Origin of the sequence: Sulfitobacter sp. AS59, from assembly GCF_038899995.1 — a bacterium.
In the GTDB taxonomy this organism is placed as follows: Bacteria; Pseudomonadota; Alphaproteobacteria; order Rhodobacterales; family Rhodobacteraceae; genus Sulfitobacter.
Window position 1 is genome coordinate 432,894 of record NZ_JBBMQK010000004.1, and the last position, 24,069, is coordinate 456,962.

A 24,069-nucleotide genomic window follows, 5' to 3' on the forward strand; every position below is an offset into this window, starting at 1 on the left:
TTTAGGGTCGCGCTATGACAACACCTATAGTTACCTATTCAGATGATCAGGCGGCTGCGTATGACAGCGTAACCGAAATGCTGCGCCTTGCCGGGATTAATCTGGAAGACAGTTTTTTGATGCCGCCCGCCGGGGGCAAGGATCAGGTTATGGCCGTAACTGGCAAGGCCGGATCCGGCAAAACGCTGTTGCTGGCAGAACTGTACAAGGCCTTGCAAGCCGCCGGTGTTGATATTGTTTCGGGCGATTACGAATCCCGCAAACGCAAGGACAAGCGGTCGCTCGCGATTTTGGCCCCGACGAACAAGGCGGCATCGGTGCTGCGGCTGCGCGGCGTCCCTGCGACGACGATCCACCGGATATTATACACCCCCGTTTACGACCCCGAATACGAGCGTATCGCTGAATGGTTGACCGGTAATGGCGAGCGGCCCGAGATCGAGGGGCTGACCGAGGTGTCGCTTGACCGTGCCGCTGCATTTTATGCCAACAATAAATCGATCCCGGGCGCGCTGGCGGCAGCAGGGTTGCGGGGTAGCGATTTCATCACAGGGTGGAAGCGACGCGAAGAACCTTTGGATATCGGTTTGGTCGATGAAAGTTCGATGCTGGATGACAAGCAGTTCGAAGACCTGAAAGAGATTTTTCCGACGCTGCTGTTGTTCGGTGACCCTGCGCAGCTGGCCCCGGTCGGGCAATCCGGCACTATGGTGTTCGAGAAATTGCCGGAAAACCGGGTGCTGAACCTAAGCCGTATCCACCGTCAGCAAGCCGACAACCCCATTCTTGATTTGGCACATGCCCTCGCAGATCCTGATCTGACGTTTGAGCAATTTGAACGCATGATCGAAGAGGCCGCAAAGAAAGATGACCGTGTGGTCTGGGGTCAGCGTGTCGAGGTTGATTTGATGGCACGGTCCCCCGTTTTGGTGTGGCGCAACGCGACGCGCATTCGTCTGATCAATGCGTTCCGGTCCGTTCATGGCGCGCCAGAGGATGCGTTGTTGGCGGGCGAACCGCTGATTTGCGATGGCATTGAACTGCCCCTGAAGCACCGCAAAAAACGGCTCGACCTAGAGGCGCGCGGCCTGATCAAAGGGGCGCAGGTGATCTATCTGGGCAATGGTCGCAAACCCGGGTTCAGCCGCTTGCATGTGATGGGTGCTGAGGATCCGCAGATATCGGCCGCATCGATTGTGAAGATTGAAAAACCCGATGAGGAAGAGCCGTTTATCCCCTTTGCCGCCCGTATGGGGGCCACGTTCTTGCACGGTGCGGCGGTGACCATCCACAAGGCGCAAGGCAGCCAATGGGATACGGTTCAGGTCTTTGCCCCCGATCTATACGCAGCAGCGCGGATGGGCCGGTCAGAGGCGGGGCAGCCCTTGTGGAAACGGCTGGCCTATGTGGCGATCACGCGGGCGCAGGAACGGCTGATCTGGGTGGTGCGTAACAGGTTGTCCAAGCCGACGGGTATGCTGCGTGTCGATGACTTGCGGGCGGCCCCGGTGGCCCCGCTGAGCTTGGACATTCAGACGGAGGAAGAGGTATGAAAACGATACTGATCACCGGTGCGAGTTCGGGTATCGGGCGCGACACGGCGGAGCTGTTCCTAGATCAAGGATGGCGCGTTGGATTGATCGCGCGCAGGGCCGACCGGCTGGCCGAAATCGCTGATGCCTATCCGAACGCGGTGGCGCTGCCCGCTGATGTGACCGATGCGGGGGCCATGCGGGGGGCTTTCGATGCGTTTGGCCATATCGATGTGCTGTTCAACAACGCCGGGCTGTTTGGGGTGTCCGGCCCCATCGATGAAATTCCGCTCGAGGTTTGGACAGAGGTGATGCAGGTCAATATCAATGGCATGTTCATCGCAGCGCAACTGGCGTTTGAACGCATGCGCGGGCAGAACACGGGCGGGCGTATCATCAACAACGGATCGCTTTCCGCCTATGTGCCGCGCCCCGGGTCGGTGTGTTATACGATGAGCAAACATGCGGTCACCGGCCTGACGCGTACGTTGTCCTTGGATGGGCGGCCCTTTAACATCGCCTGCGGGCAGATCGATATTGGTAATGCCGAAAGCGAACTGGTCGCGGGCCTTAAGGCGGCCAATCCCGACATGGATACGATGGACGTGAAACATGCAGCGTCATCGGTGCTGCATATGGCGCAAATGCCACCCGAGGCGAATGTGCAGTTTATGACCGTGATGGCGACCAAGATGCCCTATATCGGGCGCGGTTAACGGCGTATGAGCGCAAACGCGGCCGAGGCCAACCAGCCGGCACTGATTGCAATTGCCAGCGACAAAAGACCGTACAGCAAGGACTGTTCGCGCGACAGGTTGTAGAGCCACCGTTCCAAGCCGACCTTGCGCACGTCAATCAAGGTTTCATATTGCGCGACGACGTTTCCGTCGCGGGTCAGGAAAATGCGTGTGTCATAATCGCCTTCGACCAAGGCGGCGGGAAGCTGCACTGTCGCGCGAAACAGCGTTTGTTGGTCGACGGTGACCCCTGCCTCGTCCAGTTGATATTGGTCTTCCCTTGAGCGGATGCGGATCAGCGCTTCGGTGAATGCCGCGGAATCTGTGATCGTCATTGGCGCGCCAACCGACCTGATCGCCCGAGGGATCGATATCTTGTGGCGCAGGTCTTCGACCCGGCTTAGGACATCGTGAAGGGGGCCGCTGGTGGCGACGGCGTAAAAGCTGGGCGCGTGATCCACTTCGACCGAGGCGGTGTTCACCCAAATGCCGAATTTCTTTTCCTTGCGGCGGACCACAACGGGCTTTGACGGGCCGGATACCGTGACGACCACCTGCAATTCTGAGGTATCAGGGATTGGCGTCTCGCGTTTGACCGCCCCGAAAATGATAATCTCGGACCCGTTGAAGTTCGTAGCGATCGATACTTCGGTTTGGTTCAGGCCCAGCACGATGTCTTCCTCGGCCTGTGCCATCGTCCAAAATGTTAGACAGGCAAGGGTCGCTGCAAAGTACTGCCGGATCATGATGTAAACCCGATGGAATAAAGCTCGGACGGTTGCAGCAGCAGGTCCAGCGCCAGTTTCCCGCAGACGGCCAGCACCAAAAGGGCGAGCAGAATGCGCAGCTGTTCGGCCTTCAGCTTGGTCCCAAGGGAGGTCCCAAATTGCGCGCCGATTACGCCACCGATCAGCAGCAGGACGGCCAGAACGATATCAACGGTATAGTTGGTTGTCGCGTGCAGCAGCGTGGTAAAGGCGGTTACAAACAGGATTTGGAACAGCGACGTGCCAACGACCACTTTGGTTGGCATGCCCAGTAGATAGATCATTGCCGGCACCATGATAAAACCGCCACCAACGCCCATGATGGCGGCCAGCAGACCGACGAACGCGCCAACCAACAACGGCGGAATGACCGAGATATAAAGCCCCGTTACACGGAACCGCATCTTGAACGGCAGCTTTTGAATCCAGGTGTGTTTCTTACGGGGCTGGCGTTTTCCGGTGCGGGTTTTGTAAACCGCATTGAGCGATTCAATGAACATCAATCCGCCGATGATCCCCAGAAAGACCACATAGCAAAGGTTGACCAGCAAATCGACTTGGCCAAGCGATTTCAGGTAGTTGAAGATGCTGACGCCCCCGGCAGCCCCGAAAAGCCCGCCGATCAACAACACGGTGCCCATCCTCAGATCAACGGTTTTGCGCTTTAGATGGGCAAGTAGAGCGGAAACGGAGGAAGCGACAATCTGGTTCGCGCCAGTTGCCACAGCGACGGCAGGCGGGATGCCGATAAAGAATAACAGCGGCGTGATTAGAAACCCGCCACCGACGCCAAACATGCCAGAAAGAATGCCCACAATACCGCCCAAGCCTAAAAGCAGGAACGCGTTGACCGAAATCTCGGCAATGGGCAGGTATATTTGCATATATGCTGTTAGCCTGATTTTCGGATTGAAATCAATTGTGGATGCTGCGCTGCCGAAAAATTTCCGGCAGCGCAAGGTGCATTAGCGTTCTTTTACGTAGGGCTCTCCGCCCGCGCGGGGCGGGATGGCTTTGCCAACAAAACCGGCAAGAATGATAACGGTCATGACGTATGGCAGCGCGCCCAGCAGTTGGCCCTGAACTTTGACGCCGATCAATGCTTCGATCACGTCGGGGCGTGTTTCCAGCGCGCCGAACAGGCCGAACAACAACGTCGCCCAAAGCGCGTACCACGGCCGCCACTTGGCAAAGATCAACGCAGCCAGCGCGATATAGCCACGGCCTGCCGACATGTCCTTGATGAACCCGGCTTGCAGGGCGGTGCTTAGGTAGGCACCCGCGATGCCGCATAACACGCCGCAGATGCATACGGCGGCATAGCGCAGCCCGATGACCGACACGCCGGCAGTGTCCACCGCGGCGGGGTTTTCCCCCACAGCGCGTAGGCGCAGGCCGAAGCGCGTGCGATACAGCAGCCACCACGTCAGCGGCACAGCGGCAAAGGCAGCATAAACGAGGATCGAATGGCCCGAGATGAGTTCGGCGTAAAGCGGTCCTATGAATGGCACAGGTTCAACCGCGTCGGCAAAGGGCAGGGTGATGGGGTTGAACCGCGCACCGCCGATCAGCGACGGGGTACGGCCCCCCTGTTGAAACCAATCTTGGGCGATCAGCACCGTCAGACCGGCGGCAAGAAAGTTGATCGCCACACCGGAAATCAGCTGGTTGCCGCGAAAGGTGATCGATGCCAACCCGTGCAGCAAACTAAGAGCGAGCGAAGCGGCTATCCCCGCCAGCAGCCCCAACCACACATTGCCATACAATGCCGCAACTGCTGCCGAAAAGAATGCCGCCGCCAGCATTTTGCCATCCAGACCGATGTCAAAAATCCCTGCGCGTTCAGAAAACAACCCAGCAAGGCAGGCCAGAAGCAGGGGTGTCGCAAGGCGAACGGTGCTGTCCAGCAGTTGGATAAGTGTCATGTAATCCATTATTCTGCGGGCTCCACCGGTATACGTTCTGGTTTGGGGGCGCGGGCATTTCGGATGCTTAGGAATATTTTCTCAAGCGGCATCCGCACCATGTTATCAAGCGCGCCTGTGAATAGGATCACCAATGCCTGAATGACGACGATCAATTCGCGCGGGATCGATGTCCAAAGCGCGAGTTCAGCACCGCCCTGGTACAGAAACCCGAATAGGATCGCGGCCAGAAAGACGCCCAACGGATGGCTTCGGCCCATCAAGGCAACCGCAATACCGATGAACCCGGCCCCTTCGGTCGCGTTCAGAACCAGCCGTTCAGATTCGCCCATGACGTTGTTGATGGCCATCATTCCGGCCAACCCACCCGAGATGATCATCGTAATCATCGTGATCTTTACCGGTGAAATCCCCGCATATTTTGCAGCGGATTCCGAATGGCCATAGGCCCGAATTTCATAACCAAGCCGGGTGCGCCAGATCAGTACCCAAAGAAAGAAACAGGCGGCAATCGCGACCAGAAGCGAGATATTGGCGGGGGCCGCTTTGGAAAAGTTGATCCCGATGGGGGCCAGCAAGTCATGCAGTGTCGGCAATTTGGTTGCGTCGGGGAACCGTGCGGTGGCCGGGTCCATGCTGCCTTTTGGGCGCAGCATATTGACCAGAATGTAGTTCAGGACCGCCGCGGCGATAAAGTTGAACATGATTGTGGTGATCACGATATGGCTGCCGCGTTTGGCTTGCAAAAACGCAGGGATTGCCGCCCATGCTGCACCGAAAAGAGCGGCCATAGTGGTGGCCCCGATCAGCGCCAGCGACCAATGCGGCCAAGGGATATATAGGCAAGCAAGCGCAACGCCCAAACCACCCAGCATCGCTTGACCTTCGCCACCGATGTTGAACAGACGTGCATGAAACGCGATGGCGACGCATAGGCCGGTGAACATGAAATTCGTGGCGTAATACAGCGTATAGCCCCAGCCATAGGTACTGCCCAAAGCGCCTGTCACCATCAGCTTGACCGCAGCAACCGGGTCTTCGCCGATGCCGAGTATCACCAGTGCCGACAGGATTGCGGCCAAGATCAAAGATATAAGCGGCACAAGGACGACCTCGGCCCATTTTGGCATGACGTCCATTCTAGGCTCCTATCTTTGCATCAGCGTCGGTAATGCCAGCCATCATCAGGCCCAGCTCTTTTTCATCGGTGTCGGCGGCATCGCGCACGCCCATGATCTGCCCGTCAAACATCACGGCGACACGGTCGCTTAGCGCGAGGATTTCCTCAAGCTCGACCGACACCAGCAGGATCGCCTTGCCTTGATCACGCAGGGCAACGATCTGTTGGTGAATGAATTCGATGGCACCGATATCGACGCCGCGTGTGGGTTGACCGATCAGCAACAGATCGGGGTTACGTTCGATCTCGCGGGCCAGAACGATCTTTTGCTGGTTCCCGCCCGAGAAGTTTTTGGCCGCCAGTTTCGGGTTTGGCGGGCGCACATCAAAGCGTTCCATCTTCTCGACGGTGTCGGCCTTGATCGCGGCGTTGTTCATCAAGATACCACTGCGATATGACGGGTCCTTGTGGTATCCGAAGGCGGTGTTTTCCCACGCGTGGTAGTCCATAATCAGACCTTCGCGTTGGCGGTCTTCGGGTACGTGGGCAATGCCGTGGTTACGTCGTGACTGGCCGTCGGATTGCTTGCCGGTCAGGTCCAGTTCCTGACCTTTGACCTTCACAGACCCAGTGCCGGTTTGATAGCCGCCCAAGACCTCGAGCAGTTCGGACTGGCCGTTGCCCGCCACGCCAGCCACGCCAAGAATTTCACCGGCGCGTACTTGCAGATCGATCCCGCGCAGACGCTCAACGCCCTTTTCGTCAACAACCCGCAGGCCGTGGATATCCAGAACGACATCACGAGGCTGTGCTGGTACTTTATCAACGCGCAACAACACCTTGCGGCCAACCATCAGCTCGGCCAGCTCGGCGGGGGAGGTTTCGGCAGTCTTGACCGTTGCGGTCATTTCACCGCGTCGCATCACCGATACGGTATCCGTAATGTCCATGATTTCGCGCAGTTTATGCGTGATCAGAATAATCGTTTTCCCCTCCGACCGGAGCCGGCCCAAAATGCGGAACAGCTGATCGGCTTCGGCCGGGGTCAGCACGCCCGTGGGTTCGTCCAAGATCAAAATATCGGCCTGCCGGTACAATGCCTTCAGGATCTCGACCCGTTGCTGCATGCCAACACCGATGTCTTGGATCAGCGCGTCGGGGTCGACCTTGAGGCCGTAATCATCGGCCAGCTTCAAAAGGCTTTTGCGTGCCTTGGCCAGCGACGGTTTTAGCAACCGCCCGTCTTCGGCACCCAGAATGATATTCTCAAGCACCGTGAAATTCTCGACCAGCTTGAAATGCTGGAACACCATCCCGATGCCTGCGGCGATCGCGGCCTGACTGTCAGGGATGTCTGTCTTTTTACCACTGATGAAAATCTCGCCCTTATCCGCTTTGTAAAAGCCGTAAAGGATGCTCATCAACGTGGACTTGCCCGCGCCGTTTTCGCCGATGATCCCATGGATCGTACCGGGCATGACGCGGATGGAAATATCTTTATTGGCCTGCACTGGACCAAAGGCTTTGGAAATACCTTTGAGTTCAATGGCTGGAGCGGCAGTTGCCTGCCGCTCCATATCCGTTTTGTCGTTCACGTTCAGAAGTCCAGAACGGGGCAGCTGTCGTCGGACATATAGTCGTGGACCACCAATGTGCCGTCTGCGATTTGCGCAGATGCCTCATCGACCACGGCTTGCATGTCGGCAGAAACGATATCTTTGTTATATTCGTCCATCGCATAACCGACGCCGCCATTGGCGATGCCCATCACGTTAAAGCCTTTTTCCATGCCGGGGCCATCTGCCATGGCTTGGTAGACAGCGTTATCAACGCGTTTCAGCATGGATGTCAGAACCTTGCCCGGGTGCATGTAGTTTTGGTTGCTGTCCACACCGATGGACAAGATACCTTCGTCTGCGGCTGTTTGCAGAACACCAACGCCGGTGCCGCCAGCAGCAGCATAAACCACGTCAGCGCCTTGGCTGATTTGTGCTTTGGTCAGCTCGGAGCCTTTTACCGGGTCATTCCAAGCGGAAGGTGTGGTGCCGGTCATGTTGGAAATAACGGTCGCGTCAGGGTTGGCTGCCAATACGCCTTGGGCATAGCCACAGGCGAATTTGCGGATCAACGGGATATCCATGCCGCCGATAAAGCCGACAGTGTTGGATTCAGATGCCATCGCGGCCATCATACCAACCAGATACGAACCTTCGTGTTCGTTGAAGACAACCGAACGTACGTTTGGCGCGTCAACGACCATGTCGATGATGACAAAGTCGGTGTCAGGGTAATCGCCAGCAACTTGGCCAAGCGCGTCACCAAAAGCAAAGCCGGTCATGACAATCGGGTTTGAACCCGCTTCGGCGAAACGACGCAACGCTTGCTCGCGCTGTGCTTCGGATTGCAATTCGATTTCGCGGAATGTCTCGCCTGTTTCTTCGGCCCAACGCTGTGCGCCAGAGAAAGCTGCTTCGTTAAAGGATTTGTCGAACTTGCCGCCAAGGTCGAAAATCAATGCAGGCTCGGCCAGTGCGGCACCAGCGCCAAGGGCGGTGACAGCAGCGGCACCAAGCAGTTTGGTCATTAGGGTCATGGATCGTCTCCCAGTTTTTGTTGTGTTGGGGTTTGGCGTAGGGCCTTACCCGGTCGCGGGCGCGCGCCCGTCGATCAGATACACGATACTGCTTAGCGGGTGGCTGGGGTCAACCGGATTCTCAGGTTTAGGGGCCAGAATCCACTGATTTACCATGCGTTAAGTCCTTTGAGAGGATCAAAGCATCAATGAATGCACCATCTTTACGCGCATAATAGCGTGGTCTTGTGCTGGTCCGATCAAAGCCGAGGCTTTCGTAAAGGGCGATGGCGGGGGTGTTATCGGCGGCCACCTCAAGAAACGCAGTGTCCGCATCGCAGGCCAGCCATTTGTGCATCAAGCGTCGCCCGATGCCCCGATTCTGAAACGCGGGATCGACGGCAATCGTCAGCAGCTCGGTCTCGCCCGCGACCAGCCGCGTCAGGGCAAAGCCGCCTGCCTCGTGAAAAGCTGTCACAAAAGGCGACGCAAGAAGATCGGCAATCTCGGCCGCATTCCAAGCGCGATCACGCAGAAAGGCCGCCGCGTGGATTTGTGCCATCTGATCTGGGGTCACGGTAAAATGGTGGGTGGTGCATCGCGTGCGGGGGCAGCGTCAGCGGGGCGCAGGTACAGCGGGGCAGGGCGCGGGTTGTCATGGGACGCGCGGCTGGCCGCAATATGCGCGATGGCATCGGCCAGCGGCATCTGGGGTTCGCAAACCGTGCCGTTCGTGAGCGTCGCGATCATGTCGGCCTGATATCCAATGCATTTTGGATCGGCCCGCGTGGGGATCATCGGCAGTTCATCAAGACTGCACATCGTGGGCGGGCGATCATCCAGCGTGCCAAAAACCTGAACGAACATCTTGTCTTGGCGGGCATCCACGCTGGCGATCACCACATCATCGGTGCCATGGGCCAACGCCTCGAGCTGGGATACCCCGATTGCAGGGATGCCCAGCCCCAAGGCCAGACCGCGCGCGGCTGAAACCGAAATGCGGATGCCCGTGAAATTTCCAGGCCCGATCCCGACGCCAATCGCGGTCAAATCCTGATATGTGACCCCGGCCTGTTCCAGCACGTCGCCGCAAAGCCCCAGCAGCCGTTCGCCCTGCCCCTTGGCCATGGGTTCGAGGATGCTTGCCACGATCTGATCGCCCGACAGCAAAGCGGCCGCACAATGTGCGGCCGATGTGTCAAACGCCAGTATAAGCGGCGTCTTAGGCAACCGGGCGTACCTCGGTTACTTCTGGGATGTAGTGGCGCAACAGGTTTTCGATCCCCATTTTCAACGTCAAAGTCGAAGACGGGCATCCAGCGCAGGCACCTTGCATGTGCAGATAAACCACACCGCGTTCGAACCCATGAAAGGTGATGTCGCCGCCATCTTGGGCAACGGCAGGGCGCACGCGGCTGTCCAGCAGTTCCTTGATCTGGCCAACAATAGCGCCGTCTTCGCCAGTGTGCTCGGCGTGACCGGAGGCGTGTTCGTGGCCGGTTTCCATGACGGGCTGACCCGATTGGAAATGTTCCATGATAGCACCCAAAAGCGCGGGCTTCAGGTGATCCCATTCAACGGAATCAAGTTTGGTCACGGTCACAAAATCGGTGCCGAAAAACACGCCTGTCACGCCTTCAACGGCGAACAAACGCGTGGCGAGTGGCGACGCGCTGGCGGCTTCGGGCGCGGGGAAATCAGCCGTGCCCATTTCCAGCACGGTCTGACCGGGCAAGAATTTCAGCGTGGCGGGGTTCGGCGTGGATTCGGTCTGAATAAACATGACATGCTCCTGACAACGGGTTGTCTTTGATATGCGGGTTGAAGCGCCCCAAGTCAAGGTTTGGAACGATTCTAAAAAGCGTTGGCTCGATGATTTAGAGGTGCGCGATCTTAGGTAATCGCCTCTAAACGCTCCTTGCTTAGATCACCCGGCACGATTGTGATCGGGATGGGCAGGCTGCCAGCGTTGCGCGATAACTGCGTGACCAGCGGGCCGGGGCCTGATTTTTTATCCGTCCCCGCGCCCAGAACCAAAACGCCCACATCGGGGTCATCGGCAAGCTGGGCGATAATCTCGTCCACGATAACGCCTTCGCGGATCACCAGTTCAGGATCGACATTCAGCCGGTCGCGCATCCATTTGGCAAAGACTTCGAAATGCACTTCGATCCGCTCGCGGGCCTCTTCGCGCATAACCTCGGCAACGCCGATCCAGTGGTTAAACTCATCCGGTGGAATGACTGACAGCACAACAACCCCGCCGCCGGATTTTGACGCACGCATTGCAGCAAACCGCATCGCGTTCAGACATTCGCGGCTGTCATCGAGAACCACCATAAATTTACGCATCGTCTTCTCCGATTGGGCATTGGGGGCGTTGGCAATCATGCCGCCTGCACATGCCGCTGGCAATCGCGATTTTCACGGCGCGGGTCAGTTGCGTGCCGTCGCGGCCCAATCCCAATACATATCGCGGACATGGCGGGTGATCGGGCCGATTTGGTATTGGGTGTCATCAAAGGCTTTGACCGGTGTGACTTTCATCATGTTGCCGGACAAAAATACCTCGTCTGCGGCGTGGAAGTCATCAAAGCTTAGGACTGTTTCGTGCACTTTGATCCCGTCAGCGCGCATGTTGGCAATGTGACGCGCGCGGGTGATCCCGGCAAGGAAAGTCCCGTTGGGAATAGGGGTAAACACTTCGCCGTCTTTCACCATGAACGCGTTGGCCGAGGCAGATTCGGCGACATTGCCCAGTGCATCCGCCACCAGCGCATTGCCAAAGCCCTTGGCGCGGGCCTCGACCATCATGCGGGCGTTGTTTGGATACAGACAGCCCGCCTTGGCGTTCACGACATTATCCTCAAGCACGGGACGGCGGAAACGGGTGCGCGTCAACGTCGTTGCGGCCTCTGGCGGGGCCATTGGAATTTGCTCGAGCGAAATGGCGAAACCGGTCGCGTCCTTTAGCGGGACAATGCCCAGCTCATCCCCCGCGAGCGCCCAATACATCGGACGGATATAGATGGCATCGGTTTTATCATAGCTTTTCAGCCCTTCACGGACCATTTCCACCATATCGGCGGTTTCAACCGTTGGGGTGATCATCAACGCCTTGGCAGACCGGTTGATCCGAGCGCAATGGGCCTCAAGATCAGGGGTCAGGCCATCGACCATACGCGCGCCGTCAAACACGGTCGTACCCAGCCATGCACCATGGTCTGCGGCCTTGATGACCGATACATCTCCATCGTGCCAGGCACCGTCATAATATGTTTTGATCTTTGTGCCGGTGGCCATGTGATATTCCTTGGTCAGGGTTTAGGGGCGGTGCGATAGATGCCTTCGGGCAGGTTCAGCGCAATGGTCAGATCGCGCAATTGTTCGGGCGACAGGCTGATCTTACTGACGGTGTTGGTGCGTGCATCCCATTGTTCAAATGTAATAACACTTGCAAAGGCTTGCACCGTGACATCTTCGCGCAAGGGTGATTTCCCCTCGTCGACCAAGGTGATCACACTCGCATCAAATTCGTGTTCAATGGTAAACATGGGCGCACAATATTCTTTCGGCGGATCATTGCAAGAGCGTGCCCGCGTTGTATGTTCAATGGGGTCTCGCCACATTAAACAGGCGGATCAAGAGTGTTTCGTACAAGGTCACAAGGAATTGCCGGTATATGATTAGGTTTTTTGGTCTGCTTGGCGTTATGGCTTTGGTCGCGGCGTGTGAACCGGTGATAAATACTGGGCCAGTCACGCAGCAGCCCGGCGGACAGTCGCAAGAATCCAACCTGTCCACGTCCCAGTCGGCGCGCAGTTTTTTACGTGTTATTCAAACCGTCGAACCCGTGGCAGAGCGTGAATGCCGCGCGCGTACATCGGGCATCAATTGTGATTTCAACATTGTTGTGGACGACCGCCCGGATCAGCCCGCCAACGCTTACCAAACCGAAGACCGCGCCGGCCGTCCTGTGATCGCGTTCACATTGGCGCTGCTCGATGACGCGCGTAACGAGGACGAGCTTGCCTTTGTTCTGGGGCATGAGGCCGCCCATCACATTTCAGGCCACATTGCGCGCCAGCAGCAAAATGCCGTCGCGGGGGCGGTTATTTTCGCGGGTTTGGCCACGCTAAGCGGCGGGGACGCATCGGCGGTTGAAACAGCGCAGCGGTTGGGCGCGCAGGTCGGCGCGCGGACCTATTCCAAAGATTTTGAGCTTGAGGCCGACGCCCTTGGCACCGTGATCACGGCACGTGCCGGCTATAACCCGTTGCGCGGTGCCGAGTTCTTTACCCGTATTCCCGATCCCGGCGACAGATTTTTGGGCACCCATCCGCCCAACGCCTCGCGTCTTGATACCGTTCGCCGCACCGCTGCGGGGCTTTAGGCGGTTTGCATCAGCTTGGCCAAATCCTGACGGACCGGGGGTCGAAATACGCGGTATCGGGTGTGGCGGCAACAGACCGTGCCGCCGTTGATGCCGCGTTAAAAGACCTCAAACGTAACAAATCCTATGCCAAGGCCACGCATAATACATGGGCGGTCTTGCTGTCTGACGGTGGCCCGCTCAAGGGCGACGATGGCGAATCCGGCGCGGGGATGGTCATTGTCCGAATGCTGGAACGCGAAGGGTTGTTTGATCATCTGATTGTCGTGACGCGGTGGTATGGGGGCAAACATCTGGGCGGCGACCGGTTTCGCCACGTCCAGACCTGCGTGCGCGCCTATTTGGACGACGTGATCACGCGCTGATCCAAATCGCGGCGAAAAGGCACATCGACGCGATCAAAACAAAGACATGCCAGATTGCGTGCTGAACCGGCATAACTGGATGGCAAAGCCCAATCCGACAGCGTGAATGGTGCCATCTGCAACAGTTTCAGCGATGCTATGCGGGTACGCCATGCCCAATCCAAGATATTTTGGATGCGTGGGCGTCGCGAGCTGCGCGAATGAGCCCGACCCACCAAAAACGTCAGCGCGGTTTATTACCGTCAATCCAGCGCGACATCATGGTTTTATCGCGAAAGCATTCCTGCGGAATATCGCGCCGTTTGACCCGTGCAATCCGTTCGGCAAAAGCCACCTGTTTGGACGACGGATAATTGGCAAATCGCCCCTCAAGCGGTTTTGGCTTATGGCTGTCGATCCACGCCGACAAAGCCACCCGATCCGCGCCTATCCCTTCGGGCAGGCTCGCACCCGTTTTTGCGGCCAGCGACGTGGCATATTGCATCTGCTTTGGCGTGGCAGGCAAAGCATGGCCGTCATCATGATGATGATGCGCCGGCACGGCCCCCTGTTCAGGGGAAAACAATCCGGGAAATTGAGGTTGGTAGGACATTCGGGAAGCCCCCTGCATTCTATTATGGAACATACATAGAACATTAACGGAACATTTGCAAGATGTGTGTGTGAGTACCTTGCATTGCGGGGTGTATTTAGGGGTGTTTAGGGGGCGTTCAACTACATGAGCTATTTTTGGCCGATGATGGGGGAGAACATCTGTAAGGACGTCGATAACGTCCGTGCAAATATCAATCGATCATTATGGTTGTTGAATATGCGAGTGTTTTAGAAACCTAGTTAGCACGGACCTAGCGCGTATAACCCAGTCGGCTGTTTGATTTGCAATTATCTCAAAGTCTTCGATTGAAGCCCTATGAAACGATGCAACATAAAAGCTATCGGCAGCCCGATCGACCACAAGATTTCTCCTGATGACGCCAGCATAAGTGCCATGAGGTAAAGCGGACAGCTGACTATAGATTGCATTGTATTCGTCGGTGAAACCCGTTTTCTTAGACAAATCAGCTAAATTGAGCTGTTTTGCTACACCATCATTTCTATAGCGTTCTATTTGTACTTCCAGCTCAGAAATATCTTCTTCAAGGTTTTGCATTTTAGCAATCTGGGAGTAGTAGGGGTTGCCATTCTTGGCGTGCTTCAAGGTCTTTAGTGTTCCTTCGGCAAATTCTCGGCGCTCTCGATTTACGCAATCCTCAAAATCAGCAAATGCGTGAAGCCTTACAAGTACTTCTAGGACAGACCGCAATAAAATTTGTGAGTCATATGCTTTGTCTTGCTCTAGGAGAATACGGATGCTGTCTGAGATTTCGGTAACAGCCAGAAAACAGCCAATAACTAGCTGATGTTGAAAACTGTCCTTATCTAGCTTGCATTGCTCTCCAACATTGATGGCTTCCCCAATCTCTTCTGTCAGCCTCGACAAGCTCTCAGATCTTCTCCGATGGTAGTCGTCACTCAAACAACCCGACCCCATAGATCATACTCGCCCGCTTCCTCGACCTCGACCGTGACGATGTCGCCGACCGACAGCCCCTCGAAACCTTCGTCAATAAACAGGTTCCCGTCGATCTCGGGCGCGTCAGCCTTGGTGCGGCAGGTGGCGGCGTCGGCGTCGATCTCGTCGACAATCACATCCATCCGGCGACCGACTTTGGCCTCCAGCTTGGCCTCGGAGATGGCTTGCGCTTTCTCCATAAACCGGTTCCAGCGGTCTTGTTTGACCTCGTCCGGCACATGATCTGGCAGCGCGTTTGATCGCGCGCCATCGACGTTTTCGTATTGAAAGCACCCGACCCGATCCAATTGCGCCTCGTCCAGCCAATCCAGCAGGGTTTGGAATTCGGATTCGGTCTCGCCCGGATAGCCCACGATAAATGTCGACCGCAGGGTGATGTCGGGGCAGGTGTCGCGCCAGGCGGCGATTTCGTCCAGCGTTTTGGCGGCGGCGGCGGGGCGGGCCATGCGTTTCAGCACATCAGGATGCGCGTGTTGGAACGGGATATCCAGATAGGGCAGCACCAGACCTTCGGCCATCAGCGGGATCAGGTTGCGCACATGCGGATAGGGATAGACGTAGTGCAGGCGTATCCACGCGCCAAGCGAACCCAGATCGCGCGCCAGATCGGTGATATGGGCGCGGTGGCCGCGATCTTCAGCATGTTTGATATCAACGCCATAGGCCGAGGTATCCTGCGAGATCACCAACAGCTCTTTCACGCCGCTTTGAACCAGCTTTTCAGCCTCGCGCATCACCGCATGGGCGGGGCGCGATTGCAGGCGGCCACGCATGTCGGGGATGATGCAGAACTTGCATTTGTGGTTACAGCCTTCGGAAATTTTCAGATAGCTGTAGTGGCGCGGTGTCAGGCTGACGGCTTGGGCGGGCAGCAGATCGATAAACGGATCGGGCGAGGGCGGCACGGCGCTGTGCACGGCATCCAAGACCTGTTCATATTGATGCGGCCCGGTGACCGCCAGAATACGTGGATGGTGTTCGCGGATGTAATCGGGCTCTGCCCCCAAGCACCCTGTCACAATCACGCGGCCATTTTCCTTGAGCGCCTCGCCAATGGCATCCAGGCTTTCGGCCTTGGCGGAATCCAGAAACCCGCAGGTGTTCACAATCACCGCATCCGCGCCGGAATAGTCGGGCGAAACGCCGTAGCCTTCTGCGCGCAGGCGGGTCAGGATGCGTTCGGAATCGACCAATGCTTTGGGGCAGCCCAGCGATACCATGCCGATGGTCGGCTGGCCGGGGCGGGACGGGTTGCTGATTTTTGCCTTAGGGGCAAGATCAGGGCGCAGATTGGGTGGGTTTGTGCTCATGAAATGCGCTATAAGCCATGCAAAGGGTCTGCGAAAGGCCCAGCTTTGGGCAAGGAGACGGGTTATGAAATGGATTATCAGGCTGATCGGCGTGGTCTTGCTGATTGTGGTGGTGGCGGTGGGGTCTTTGTTTTTGCTGCCCGCCGACAGGATCGCCCGGATCGCGGCGGATCAACTTCGCAATCTGACGGGCCGCGATGTGAAAATCACCGGCGATGTCGGGATCACCTTTTGGCCTGTCCTTGGGGTCAGCGCGGACGGGCTTGAGGTTGGCAATGCATCTTGGGCCAAGGACGGTGCGATGCTGTCTGCCGCCAATGCCGCGATTGGCGTTGATGCGTGGTCGCTGATCCGTGGCGAGATCAAGATTACCAACATCGATGCGCAAAGCCCGACGATCCGGCTGGAGCACCGCAAAGACGGGCGCGCGAGTTGGCAATTCACCGATGGTGGCGGTGCGGCGCAGATCGAAGCAACGCCAGCCGCCCCAGCCAGCACCCCGCGCCCCTTGACGATCCAGCGGCTGAATATCACGGACGCCACGTTGATCTATGATGCGGAAGGGGCCGATCTGGTCCGTTACGAGGGCGTTGATCTGTCTTTGGACTGGCCGGAGCGTGCCGGTGATGCGGTGATTAACGCGGCGCTGCGCCCTGCGGGTGAACGTGTGGCGGTGCAGGCCGATATCTCTCGCTTTGATCAATTCCTGAACGGGGATGTCCGCCCGATGGCGGCGCGGCTGGATACCAAAGGCGGCGGTTTTACCTTGAACGGACGGGCTGGCCTGAACGGTTCCGTTGCAGGCGATTTGGTTGTGAAATCGCCGGATACGGCGCGGTTCTTGGCGTCGCTTGGGGCCGGGACAGTTGCGCTGCCACAAGGGTTGGGGCGCAGTGCTGATGTGAGGTTGCAACTGACGCTAACCCCGGATCGTCGTCTTGCCCTGCGCGAGATGACTGCCGATTTGGGGGGCAACACGTTGCGCGGTGCCGCAGACATAACGTTGAATGGCATACCAAATATCAACGCTCAGCTGACCACAGGTGTGTTGAACTTGGCCGGACTGGCGGGAAGTGGGGATGCTACGGGCGCGGCCGCGACATCGGCACAGGCTGGCTGGTCGACCTCGCGGATTGATGCATCTGGTTTGGCTGGCTTTAACGGCGAAATCGCGCTGCGGGCCGAAGGCGTTGAGCTGGGGCGTCTGACACTGGGACCCACACGGGTCTTGCTGCGCAATGACAACGCGCGGATGGTGGCCGAACTGCGCGAGATTAATGCCTATGGCGGTGTCGTCAGTGGTGAGTTTGTGGTGAACAACCGCAGCGGCCTGTCTGTCGGCGGCACGTTGGCCGCACGCGGTATTCAGATGCAGCCCATGCTGGACCAAGCGGCGGGCCTGTCCCGTTTCAAGGGGACAGGTGATGCCGACCTGTCGTTTTTGGGCGCAGGGCAATCGATTGATGCCATTATGCGGTCGCTTAGCGGGAACGGTGCGGTCAACGTCGGGCGCGGCAGTATCGAAGGGATCGATCTGGACGCGTTGATGGGCAATTTCGATGTCAAAGGCGGGACAACGGTCTTTGATTCCCTTGCTGCAACTTTCACGATGAATCAGGGCGTGTTGAACAACGACGATCTGGTGATGCTGTTGCCAAACTTTACCGCGACGGGGATAGGCAAGGTGGGGATTGGCGCGCAGACCATCGATTATACGGTCACGCCGAAAGCATTGCGCGTGAACAAAGATCGGGGGCTGGCCATTCCCGTGCGCATTGTCGGGCCTTGGGCGTCCCCGCAAATCAAACCCGATTTACAGGCGGCAATTGATTTGAACTTTGCAGCCGAGAAAGCGAAAGCGCAGCAAAAGCTGGAGGATAAGCTGCAAGAGGAGCTGGGCGTTACGCGCGAAGACGGGCAATCGGTTGAAGATGCTGTGAAAGACCGCGTCGAAGACAAGCTGAAACGCGAGTTATTCAAGATATTCGATTAGCGGTAGGTGCCGGAATTTTCAAAAATTCCGCACCGGAAAATTTGAATTTTCCGCGCGCGGCTTTAGCTGTTGTAGCGCACAGCCTTGGACGTCTGCATCACCCCGTCTTTACCTGCCCCAGCTGGGGCGTTATGGCTATGCGAAGCGCAAGGAGCACCTCATGGCCAATGAACTTTTCAACTCTTTTATGACCGGACCAGACGAAAACGGACGGTTTGGCGATTTCGGCGGGCGTTTCGTTTCTGAAACCCTGATGCCGCTTATTCTTGAGCTGGAAGAGCAGTATGAAAAGGCCAAGACCGACGAGAGTTTCTGGGCCGAAATGGATTTCCTGTGGAAGCACTATGTTGGCCGTCCCAGCCCCTTGTATTTCGCCGAGCGTCTGACCGACCACCTAGGTGGTGCCAAGGTCTATATGAAGCGCGACGAGCTGAACCACACCGGCGCGCATAAGATCAACAACGTGCTGGGCCAGATCATCCTTGCCCGTCGCATGGGTAAAAAGCGCATTATTGCCGAAACCGGTGCCGGTCAGCACGGCGTGGCGACGGCAACAGTCTGCGCCAAGTTCGGCCTGCAATGCGTGGTCTATATGGGTGCGCATGACGTTGAACGTCAGGCACCAAACGTGTTCCGCATGCGGTTGCTTGGGGCCGAGGTTATTCCGGTCACATCTGGCCGGGGCACGCTCAAAGACGCGATGAACGACGCCTTGCGTGACTGGGTGACCAACGTCCGCGATACATTCTACTGCATCGGCACTGTCGCAGGCCCGCACCCGTACCCCGCCATGGTGCGCGATTTCCAAAGCATCATCGGCAAGGAAGTGCGCGAACAGATGATGGAGGCCGAAGACCGTCTGCCCGATACGCTGATTGCGGCGATTGGCGGTGGGTCAAACGCCATGGGCCTGTTCTATCCGTTCCTAGACGACAAGCAGGTCAATATCATCGGTGTCGAAGCGGGCGGTAAAGGCGTGAATGACAAGATGGAGCATTGCGCATCCCTGACTGGCGGACGTCCGGGCGTGTTGCACGGCAACCGCACCTATCTGTTGCAAGATGACGACGGGCAGATCCTTGAAGGGTTCTCGATCTCTGCTGGTCTTGATTACCCCGGTATCGGGCCAGAGCATTCGTGGCTGCATGATATCGGCCGCGCGCAATACGTGTCGATCACCGACGTCGAAGCCTTGGAAGCGTTCCAACTAAGCTGCAAGCTTGAGGGGATTATTCCGGCGCTCGAGCCCTCGCACGCCCTAGCCCATGTGATGAAGATCGCGCCAGAGCTGCCGAAGGATCATATCATCTGCATGAACATGTGTGGGCGCGGCGACAAAGACATCTTTACCGTCGCCAAGGCGTTGAAATTTGAAATGGGCGAATTTGCCTAAACGACAATCGCTAGGATGCGGTTCATCTGCATCCTAGCATTTCTTGCGGTCTAATCTGTCGCGACGGCGTGCTGCTGTAGAATTTCCAGCGCCACGATCTCTAATGCGCGTTGATGCGTCGCCTCAAGATGGACCTGCGGTGCGCAGCCTTCTTCGGCAGCTTGCAGAAAGCGGCTTGCACACAGGCACCATGGATCGCCGGGTTTGAGGCCCACAAAACCGAACCCGGGGCGCGGTGTGCTTAGATCATTTCCGACGTATTTCGAGAACGCCAGAAACTCGGCCGTCATCACCGCGCACACCGTGTGGCTGCCCTGATCCGCGTCACATGTGTTGCACATTCCGTCCCGGAAATAGCCTGTCACCGGATCAGTGCCGCAGATCGCAAGCGCGCCACCCAGTACGTTAATGCTTTCATCCGGTTCCATCACTGACCTCCCAATGTTGCGCTGATCAACCGAAATGTTTCGACGTTTTGATCCGCAACGCCGGGGTTCCGGAACTTCCGATCGGCGGCGTTTGTCGCGATCACCACACCATCCGCCTGATTGATATAGATGTATTGCCCATAAACGCCCCGCGCCATGAATTCGCCCTGTGCGGCCCCTTTGGGAACCCACCATTGATAGCCATAACCGATTGCGTCGGCTTGAGTCGGGGCAGTGGGTGCGGTTGATGTGGCAACCCAGTCGGCAGGCACAATCTGCTGACCGTTATACATCCCGTTTTGCAAAAACATCTGCCCCATGCGCGCATAGTCGCGGGTGGTCAGGTTCAGCCCGCCCAGCACAAAGGCAACGCCTGATCCATCGGTCAGATAATAGGGTTCCCGTTCAAGCCCCATGGGGGCGATGATCTTCTCGCTTAGCAGATCGGGGATGGAGCGGTTTGTCGCGCCGCGGATGACCATGCTGATCACATGCGTGTCGATGGATACATATTGCCACTTGGTTCCCGGTTTGGCGAAGCTGTCCTTGAGCGATGCAGCGAAGGCATCCAGTTCGCCACCAAGGGCGATCACGCGGCCCATGCGGTTGATGTCCGAATTCTTGTCCAGATAATCTTCGTCAAAGGTGACGCCGCTGGCCATGTTCAACACGTTACGGATCGTGGCCCCGTCGTAGGCGGTGCCAATCAGTAATGGCGCGTATTGGGTGACCTGATCATCCAGCGATGCGATCTGACCTTCCTCAAGCAAGATACCGACCAAGGCTGACAGATAGCTTTTGGCGACCGACCAACTGATCCGAAGATCCTCGGGTGCGGTGCCTTTGAAATAGTTCTCGTAAACGATTTCGCCGTCTTTCAGAACAACAAGCGCGGTCACATCCCGCTGGGCGATCCAATCGTCGACTTGTGGGGGTAAGGTGAATTCAGCGCCGTATGTCAGTTCGGTTGTGGGGCCGGTGCCGCGCGAAACTGGCGTGGAAAGAAAGGCCCGATCCATATGGCTGAAGTTAGTGACAATCTTGTCTTCGCTGAACAACGAATTCACGGCCAAGAGGCGCGTAATTTCATCCCGCTTCCAAAACCCAACGACCACGGCTGCCAAGATCAGCGCCAGTAAAATTCGCCCAAGCCATTTTCCGAATGTCCGCATGATGGATCCCCCCTCTATCTTTGAGGCATCCAATCACAGCGGCCCCGTGCTTGCCAGTGCAACTTGGGGTCAGTCTGTGTGCTGCCAGTCGATCCAACGGCCATGGAAATCCGCACGGCCCAAGTTCAGCGTGATATCACCGGGCCACAGGCGCAAAGTCAGGGCGGCGCCTTTGTTATTCTCGCCGTCATTTTCCATCGACAGCCACGCGAGGGGGCGATTGGCGGTGGCGCGTTTGCCAGCGGCCTCGATCAATGCTTTGCCACGGGCTTGCACGTCTTTTGGGAAATACTGCCATGCGACGGTGTGCTGGATCAGGTGCAGGCACCCTTGGGGTTGCTGCGGCAGGTGCTTTGCCAGCCAGTCGATTGCGTCCCCTTGCTGCACCTTTACATCCAGCACGGACGCGGCAGAGCGGGTCAGGCTTAACCGTTTGGGTTGGTCCGCCCAAAGATACGCCATCAGCCGCATCAGATGATCCGGGCGCGTGGGGTCGAGCGGGTTCAAATCCACGCCGCGCCGTTTTTCGATCTGCGGCTGTACGGATGGTGGCAGTTGGCCCGTCCATTCCGGCGACAACAGGATCGATGACATGTTTGGCCCGTAACGATGGCCTTGAATCTCAAGCGCAAAGTGATCCCACATCAGGTTTAGACCGCCACTGGCCCCCAATTCCGACAGGTGGATCGGCAGATTGAAATGCTTTGCTGCCACCCGCGCGCCTGCGATCAGGGCTGCTGACCGGCGTACCTCGTTGGTTTGGGGGGCATGGTCGGTCCACTCCAGCAGAAATGCTTCATGCGCGCTTAGGGCGTTAAGCACGGCCTCGGACAGCTCTGCATCAGACACGTTGTTGGGCGGATATGCCTTTGCCAGATCAGGTGATTTCCGGTTGAGCACCAGCGCATGTAATCCGCCCGCAATACGCAAGGGCAGGGATGCCCCCATGGGCCCGACATCACCTGTTACGCTGGCAAACTTTCGGCCAAGGGCACTGTCGTGGGGCCAGTCGCGCGCCAGCACATTCATCAATTGCTCCATAAAGGGGGAGCCCAACGCGACACAATGGCCCGCCTGATCTTCGAAAGCTTGTTTCAGTGTCATTTAAAGCGGTCCATTAATTTTTGGAGGGACGAACGGGCGTCCGGCTCCGGTGTGGGTGGGGTCGCATCGGCTTTGGGCTGGGCCGGAGCTTTGGCCACGTCGGTAGGTTTTGCAGGCTTCTTGGTCCCTGTGCCGGACCTTGGGGGTGATACCCGCATCGCCACTGCGTTCATGAATTTCGACGTATTTCCACGGGCAAGTTCGGGCGCACCATCGCTGATACCACGTAGAACATCATCCAACCAATCTTCATCAGCCTTGGCAAAGTCGCGCAGAACATAGCCGGGCACGGCATCCTTGTGACCCGGATGACCAACGCCAAGGCGCACACGGTCATAATCCGGACCGATATGCGCGTGGATTGACCGCAAGCCGTTATGGCCCGCGTGCCCCCCACCGGTTTTGCATTTCACCTTGGCCGGGGCGAGGTCGATTTCATCATGCAGTACAATGACATCGGCGGGGTCGATCTTGTGAAACCGCATCGCGGCTTGGACCGATTGACCGGACAGGTTCATAAATGTTTCGGGCTTTAGCAAAATGGCACGCTCGGACCCAAACCGGCCTTCGCTGACCAAGCCCTGATGTTTGGCCTTCCATGGGGAAAATCCGTGATCCTCGGCGATGCGGTCCACGGCCATAAAGCCGATGTTGTGGCGGTTACGGGCGTATTTCGCACCCGGATTGCCAAGCCCCACGATCAGTTTCATATGCCATACCCCACTATTTGCGCCAGCATATCAAACGGATGTGCCAAACGGAATACGGGGCCGCCAATGGCGACCCCGTTTCGTCTTGAACAAACCTGTATAAGGTCGTTCGGTTCTATCAGTCTTCTTTGACTTCTGTTGCTGGCACTTCGTCTGCTGCAACATCTTCGTCTTCTTCATCATCTTGGCTGGCAAGACCGGAAGGCGCGGATACCTGAGCGATCACAAAGTCACGGTCGATGACCGGCTTGGACCCTTTAGGCAGAACGACGTTTGCGATTGTCGCGCTATCGCCGATTTCCAGACCGGAAATGTCGACTGTGATGTGATCAGGAATGTCGCCTGCGGTCACAACCAGTTCAACTTCGGGACGTACCATGGTCAAAACGCCACCTTTGCGCAGGCCTGGGCATTCTTCTTCGCCCGAAACCTCAACCTGGATGTACAGGTTGATTTTGGTGGTGCGCTTAAGGCGCATGAAATCGACGTGCGTTGGCAGGTCTTTCACAACGTGACGCTGAACGTCGCGGCAGATCACACGAACGTCGTCGTGGCCTTCGACTTTCATGTTGAAAAGCGTGGCCTTAAAACGGCCGGCGCGCAGCTTGGTCAGCAGTTTGTTAAAGTCCAGGTTGATTGGCAGTGGATCAACGTCACCGCCAAACACGATGCCCGGCACCATACCGTCGCGACGTGCCTGACGAGCGGCGCCCTTGCCTGTCCCCGTCCGTTCGAAAGCTTCAAGATCAGGAATCTCTCCAGCCATGTTATTCTCCAATATGTTTAGGGCGGACATCCTCCAAGGCTGTATGTCCGCGTGAAGCCGCGCGTATAGACGGGATTGGCCGCTGTGAAAAGCCTAAAAAGCCCCAGATCGGCAGGCAGCTCGGGCAGCCGATCTTATGATACGGCAGCCCTTGTCTGTTATTTCGCACCCGCATGCCGGATTACGACACGCTTGAGTGTACCTGATCG

At 57.3% G+C, this 24,069-nt stretch carries 26 protein-coding genes; 6 read left to right on the top strand and 20 right to left on the bottom strand.

Annotated features, from left to right (window positions below; genetic code table 11):
- The first annotated feature begins 14 nt into the window (after positions 1 to 14).
- Together WNY39_RS12205 and WNY39_RS12210 are read left to right on the top strand one after the other, a co-directional pair.
- Positions 15 to 1,553, top strand: a complete 1,539-nt coding sequence (locus WNY39_RS12205; protein ID WP_342845788.1) for an AAA family ATPase — start codon at positions 15 to 17, stop codon at positions 1,551 to 1,553.
- A complete protein-coding gene (locus WNY39_RS12210; RefSeq protein ID WP_342845789.1) occupies positions 1,550 to 2,248 on the top strand; it encodes an SDR family oxidoreductase in 699 nt (232 codons plus the stop codon). The genes WNY39_RS12205 and WNY39_RS12210 overlap by 4 nt, the downstream gene beginning before the upstream one ends.
- Here WNY39_RS12210 and WNY39_RS12215 read toward each other — a convergent pair.
- The 12 genes from WNY39_RS12215 to WNY39_RS12270 form a co-directional block, all read right to left on the bottom strand.
- Positions 2,245 to 2,964 (bottom strand): TIGR02186 family protein, encoded by a 720-nt coding sequence (locus WNY39_RS12215; RefSeq protein ID WP_342845847.1) that lies wholly within the window; start codon positions 2,962 to 2,964, stop codon positions 2,245 to 2,247. The genes WNY39_RS12210 and WNY39_RS12215 overlap by 4 nt on opposite strands.
- Positions 2,965 to 3,011: 47 nt before the next feature.
- Positions 3,012 to 3,920 (bottom strand): sulfite exporter TauE/SafE family protein, encoded by a 909-nt coding sequence (locus tag WNY39_RS12220; protein WP_342845790.1) that lies wholly within the window; start codon positions 3,918 to 3,920, stop codon positions 3,012 to 3,014.
- Between the two features lie 81 nt (positions 3,921 to 4,001).
- Positions 4,002 to 4,970 (bottom strand): ABC transporter permease, encoded by a 969-nt coding sequence (locus tag WNY39_RS12225; RefSeq protein WP_342845791.1) that lies wholly within the window; start codon positions 4,968 to 4,970, stop codon positions 4,002 to 4,004.
- Entirely contained in the window at positions 4,970 to 6,100 is a 1,131-nt protein-coding gene (locus WNY39_RS12230) for an ABC transporter permease (RefSeq protein WP_342845792.1), read from the bottom strand. The genes WNY39_RS12225 and WNY39_RS12230 overlap by 1 nt, the downstream gene beginning before the upstream one ends.
- 1 nt (position 6,101) lies before the next feature.
- Positions 6,102 to 7,658 (bottom strand): ABC transporter ATP-binding protein, encoded by a 1,557-nt coding sequence (locus tag WNY39_RS12235; protein WP_342845849.1) that lies wholly within the window; start codon positions 7,656 to 7,658, stop codon positions 6,102 to 6,104.
- Positions 7,659 to 7,678: 20 nt separating this feature from the next.
- The gene (locus WNY39_RS12240) at positions 7,679 to 8,674 is read right to left on the bottom strand and encodes a BMP family ABC transporter substrate-binding protein (RefSeq protein ID WP_342845793.1); all 996 of its coding nucleotides are present in this window, start codon (positions 8,672 to 8,674) and stop codon (positions 7,679 to 7,681) included.
- A gap of 127 nt (positions 8,675 to 8,801) precedes the next feature.
- Positions 8,802 to 9,215, bottom strand: a complete 414-nt coding sequence (locus WNY39_RS12245) for an N-acetyltransferase (RefSeq protein ID WP_342845794.1) — start codon at positions 9,213 to 9,215, stop codon at positions 8,802 to 8,804.
- 11 nt (positions 9,216 to 9,226) lie between these two features.
- Positions 9,227 to 9,883, bottom strand: a complete 657-nt coding sequence (gene tsaB, locus WNY39_RS12250) for a tRNA (adenosine(37)-N6)-threonylcarbamoyltransferase complex dimerization subunit type 1 TsaB (RefSeq protein WP_342845795.1) — start codon at positions 9,881 to 9,883, stop codon at positions 9,227 to 9,229.
- Positions 9,876 to 10,436 (bottom strand): NifU family protein, encoded by a 561-nt coding sequence (locus WNY39_RS12255; protein ID WP_219578863.1) that lies wholly within the window; start codon positions 10,434 to 10,436, stop codon positions 9,876 to 9,878. Before WNY39_RS12255 ends, tsaB begins: the two co-directional genes overlap by 8 nt.
- 110 nt (positions 10,437 to 10,546) lie before the next feature.
- Positions 10,547 to 11,005 (bottom strand): universal stress protein, encoded by a 459-nt coding sequence (locus tag WNY39_RS12260; protein WP_341233352.1) that lies wholly within the window; start codon positions 11,003 to 11,005, stop codon positions 10,547 to 10,549.
- 84 nt (positions 11,006 to 11,089) lie between these two features.
- Positions 11,090 to 11,956, bottom strand: coding sequence for a branched-chain amino acid aminotransferase (locus WNY39_RS12265; RefSeq protein WP_342845796.1), 867 nt, complete (start codon positions 11,954 to 11,956; stop codon positions 11,090 to 11,092).
- A gap of 14 nt (positions 11,957 to 11,970) precedes the next feature.
- A complete protein-coding gene (locus WNY39_RS12270) occupies positions 11,971 to 12,207 on the bottom strand; it encodes a hypothetical protein (protein ID WP_219578860.1) in 237 nt (78 codons plus the stop codon).
- 128 nt (positions 12,208 to 12,335) lie between these two features.
- Between WNY39_RS12270 and WNY39_RS12275 the strand changes: the two genes are divergently transcribed.
- Together WNY39_RS12275 and WNY39_RS12280 are read left to right on the top strand one after the other, a co-directional pair.
- On the top strand, positions 12,336 to 13,046 hold the full coding sequence (locus WNY39_RS12275; RefSeq protein WP_342845797.1) for a M48 family metallopeptidase: 711 nt from the start codon (positions 12,336 to 12,338) through the stop codon (positions 13,044 to 13,046).
- Between the two features lie 5 nt (positions 13,047 to 13,051).
- Positions 13,052 to 13,411, top strand: a complete 360-nt coding sequence (locus tag WNY39_RS12280) for a YigZ family protein (protein ID WP_342845798.1) — start codon at positions 13,052 to 13,054, stop codon at positions 13,409 to 13,411.
- Between the two features lie 223 nt (positions 13,412 to 13,634).
- Here the strand turns inward: WNY39_RS12280 and WNY39_RS12285 are convergent, their stop codons facing one another.
- From WNY39_RS12285 to rimO, 3 genes are all read right to left on the bottom strand, one after another.
- Complete coding sequence (locus WNY39_RS12285; protein WP_342845799.1) at positions 13,635 to 14,003, bottom strand: hypothetical protein; 369 nt, start codon at positions 14,001 to 14,003, stop codon at positions 13,635 to 13,637.
- 204 nt (positions 14,004 to 14,207) lie between these two features.
- Positions 14,208 to 14,927, bottom strand: coding sequence for a DUF5677 domain-containing protein (locus WNY39_RS12290; protein ID WP_342845800.1), 720 nt, complete (start codon positions 14,925 to 14,927; stop codon positions 14,208 to 14,210).
- Entirely contained in the window at positions 14,924 to 16,294 is a 1,371-nt protein-coding gene (rimO, locus tag WNY39_RS12295; RefSeq protein ID WP_342845801.1) for a 30S ribosomal protein S12 methylthiotransferase RimO, read from the bottom strand. The genes WNY39_RS12290 and rimO overlap by 4 nt, the downstream gene beginning before the upstream one ends.
- A 64-nt stretch (positions 16,295 to 16,358) precedes the next feature.
- On the opposite strand from rimO, the gene WNY39_RS12300 reads away from it, so the two are divergent.
- The gene (locus WNY39_RS12300) at positions 16,359 to 18,287 is read left to right on the top strand and encodes an AsmA family protein (protein ID WP_342845802.1); all 1,929 of its coding nucleotides are present in this window, start codon (positions 16,359 to 16,361) and stop codon (positions 18,285 to 18,287) included.
- Between the two features lie 160 nt (positions 18,288 to 18,447).
- Positions 18,448 to 19,680: a tryptophan synthase subunit beta gene (gene trpB, locus WNY39_RS12305; protein ID WP_341233360.1), complete on the top strand. Its 1,233-nt coding sequence runs from the start codon at positions 18,448 to 18,450 to the stop codon at positions 19,678 to 19,680.
- 50 nt (positions 19,681 to 19,730) lie between these two features.
- Here the strand turns inward: trpB and WNY39_RS12310 are convergent, their stop codons facing one another.
- From WNY39_RS12310 to WNY39_RS12330, 5 genes are all read right to left on the bottom strand, one after another.
- Positions 19,731 to 20,108 carry a DUF2237 domain-containing protein gene (locus tag WNY39_RS12310; RefSeq protein ID WP_342845803.1) on the bottom strand — a complete coding sequence of 126 codons (378 nt, stop codon included), beginning with the start codon at positions 20,106 to 20,108 and terminating at the stop codon, positions 19,731 to 19,733.
- Positions 20,108 to 21,280 carry a serine hydrolase gene (locus WNY39_RS12315; protein ID WP_342845804.1) on the bottom strand — a complete coding sequence of 391 codons (1,173 nt, stop codon included), beginning with the start codon at positions 21,278 to 21,280 and terminating at the stop codon, positions 20,108 to 20,110. The genes WNY39_RS12310 and WNY39_RS12315 overlap by 1 nt, the downstream gene beginning before the upstream one ends.
- 69 nt (positions 21,281 to 21,349) lie before the next feature.
- Positions 21,350 to 22,384 carry a DUF2332 family protein gene (locus WNY39_RS12320; protein ID WP_342845805.1) on the bottom strand — a complete coding sequence of 345 codons (1,035 nt, stop codon included), beginning with the start codon at positions 22,382 to 22,384 and terminating at the stop codon, positions 21,350 to 21,352.
- Positions 22,381 to 23,094 (bottom strand): aminoacyl-tRNA hydrolase, encoded by a 714-nt coding sequence (pth, locus tag WNY39_RS12325; protein ID WP_342845806.1) that lies wholly within the window; start codon positions 23,092 to 23,094, stop codon positions 22,381 to 22,383. The genes WNY39_RS12320 and pth overlap by 4 nt, the downstream gene beginning before the upstream one ends.
- Before the next feature lie 118 nt (positions 23,095 to 23,212).
- Positions 23,213 to 23,860: a 50S ribosomal protein L25/general stress protein Ctc gene (locus WNY39_RS12330; protein ID WP_341233364.1), complete on the bottom strand. Its 648-nt coding sequence runs from the start codon at positions 23,858 to 23,860 to the stop codon at positions 23,213 to 23,215.
- Positions 23,861 to 24,069: the final 209 nt, after the last annotated feature.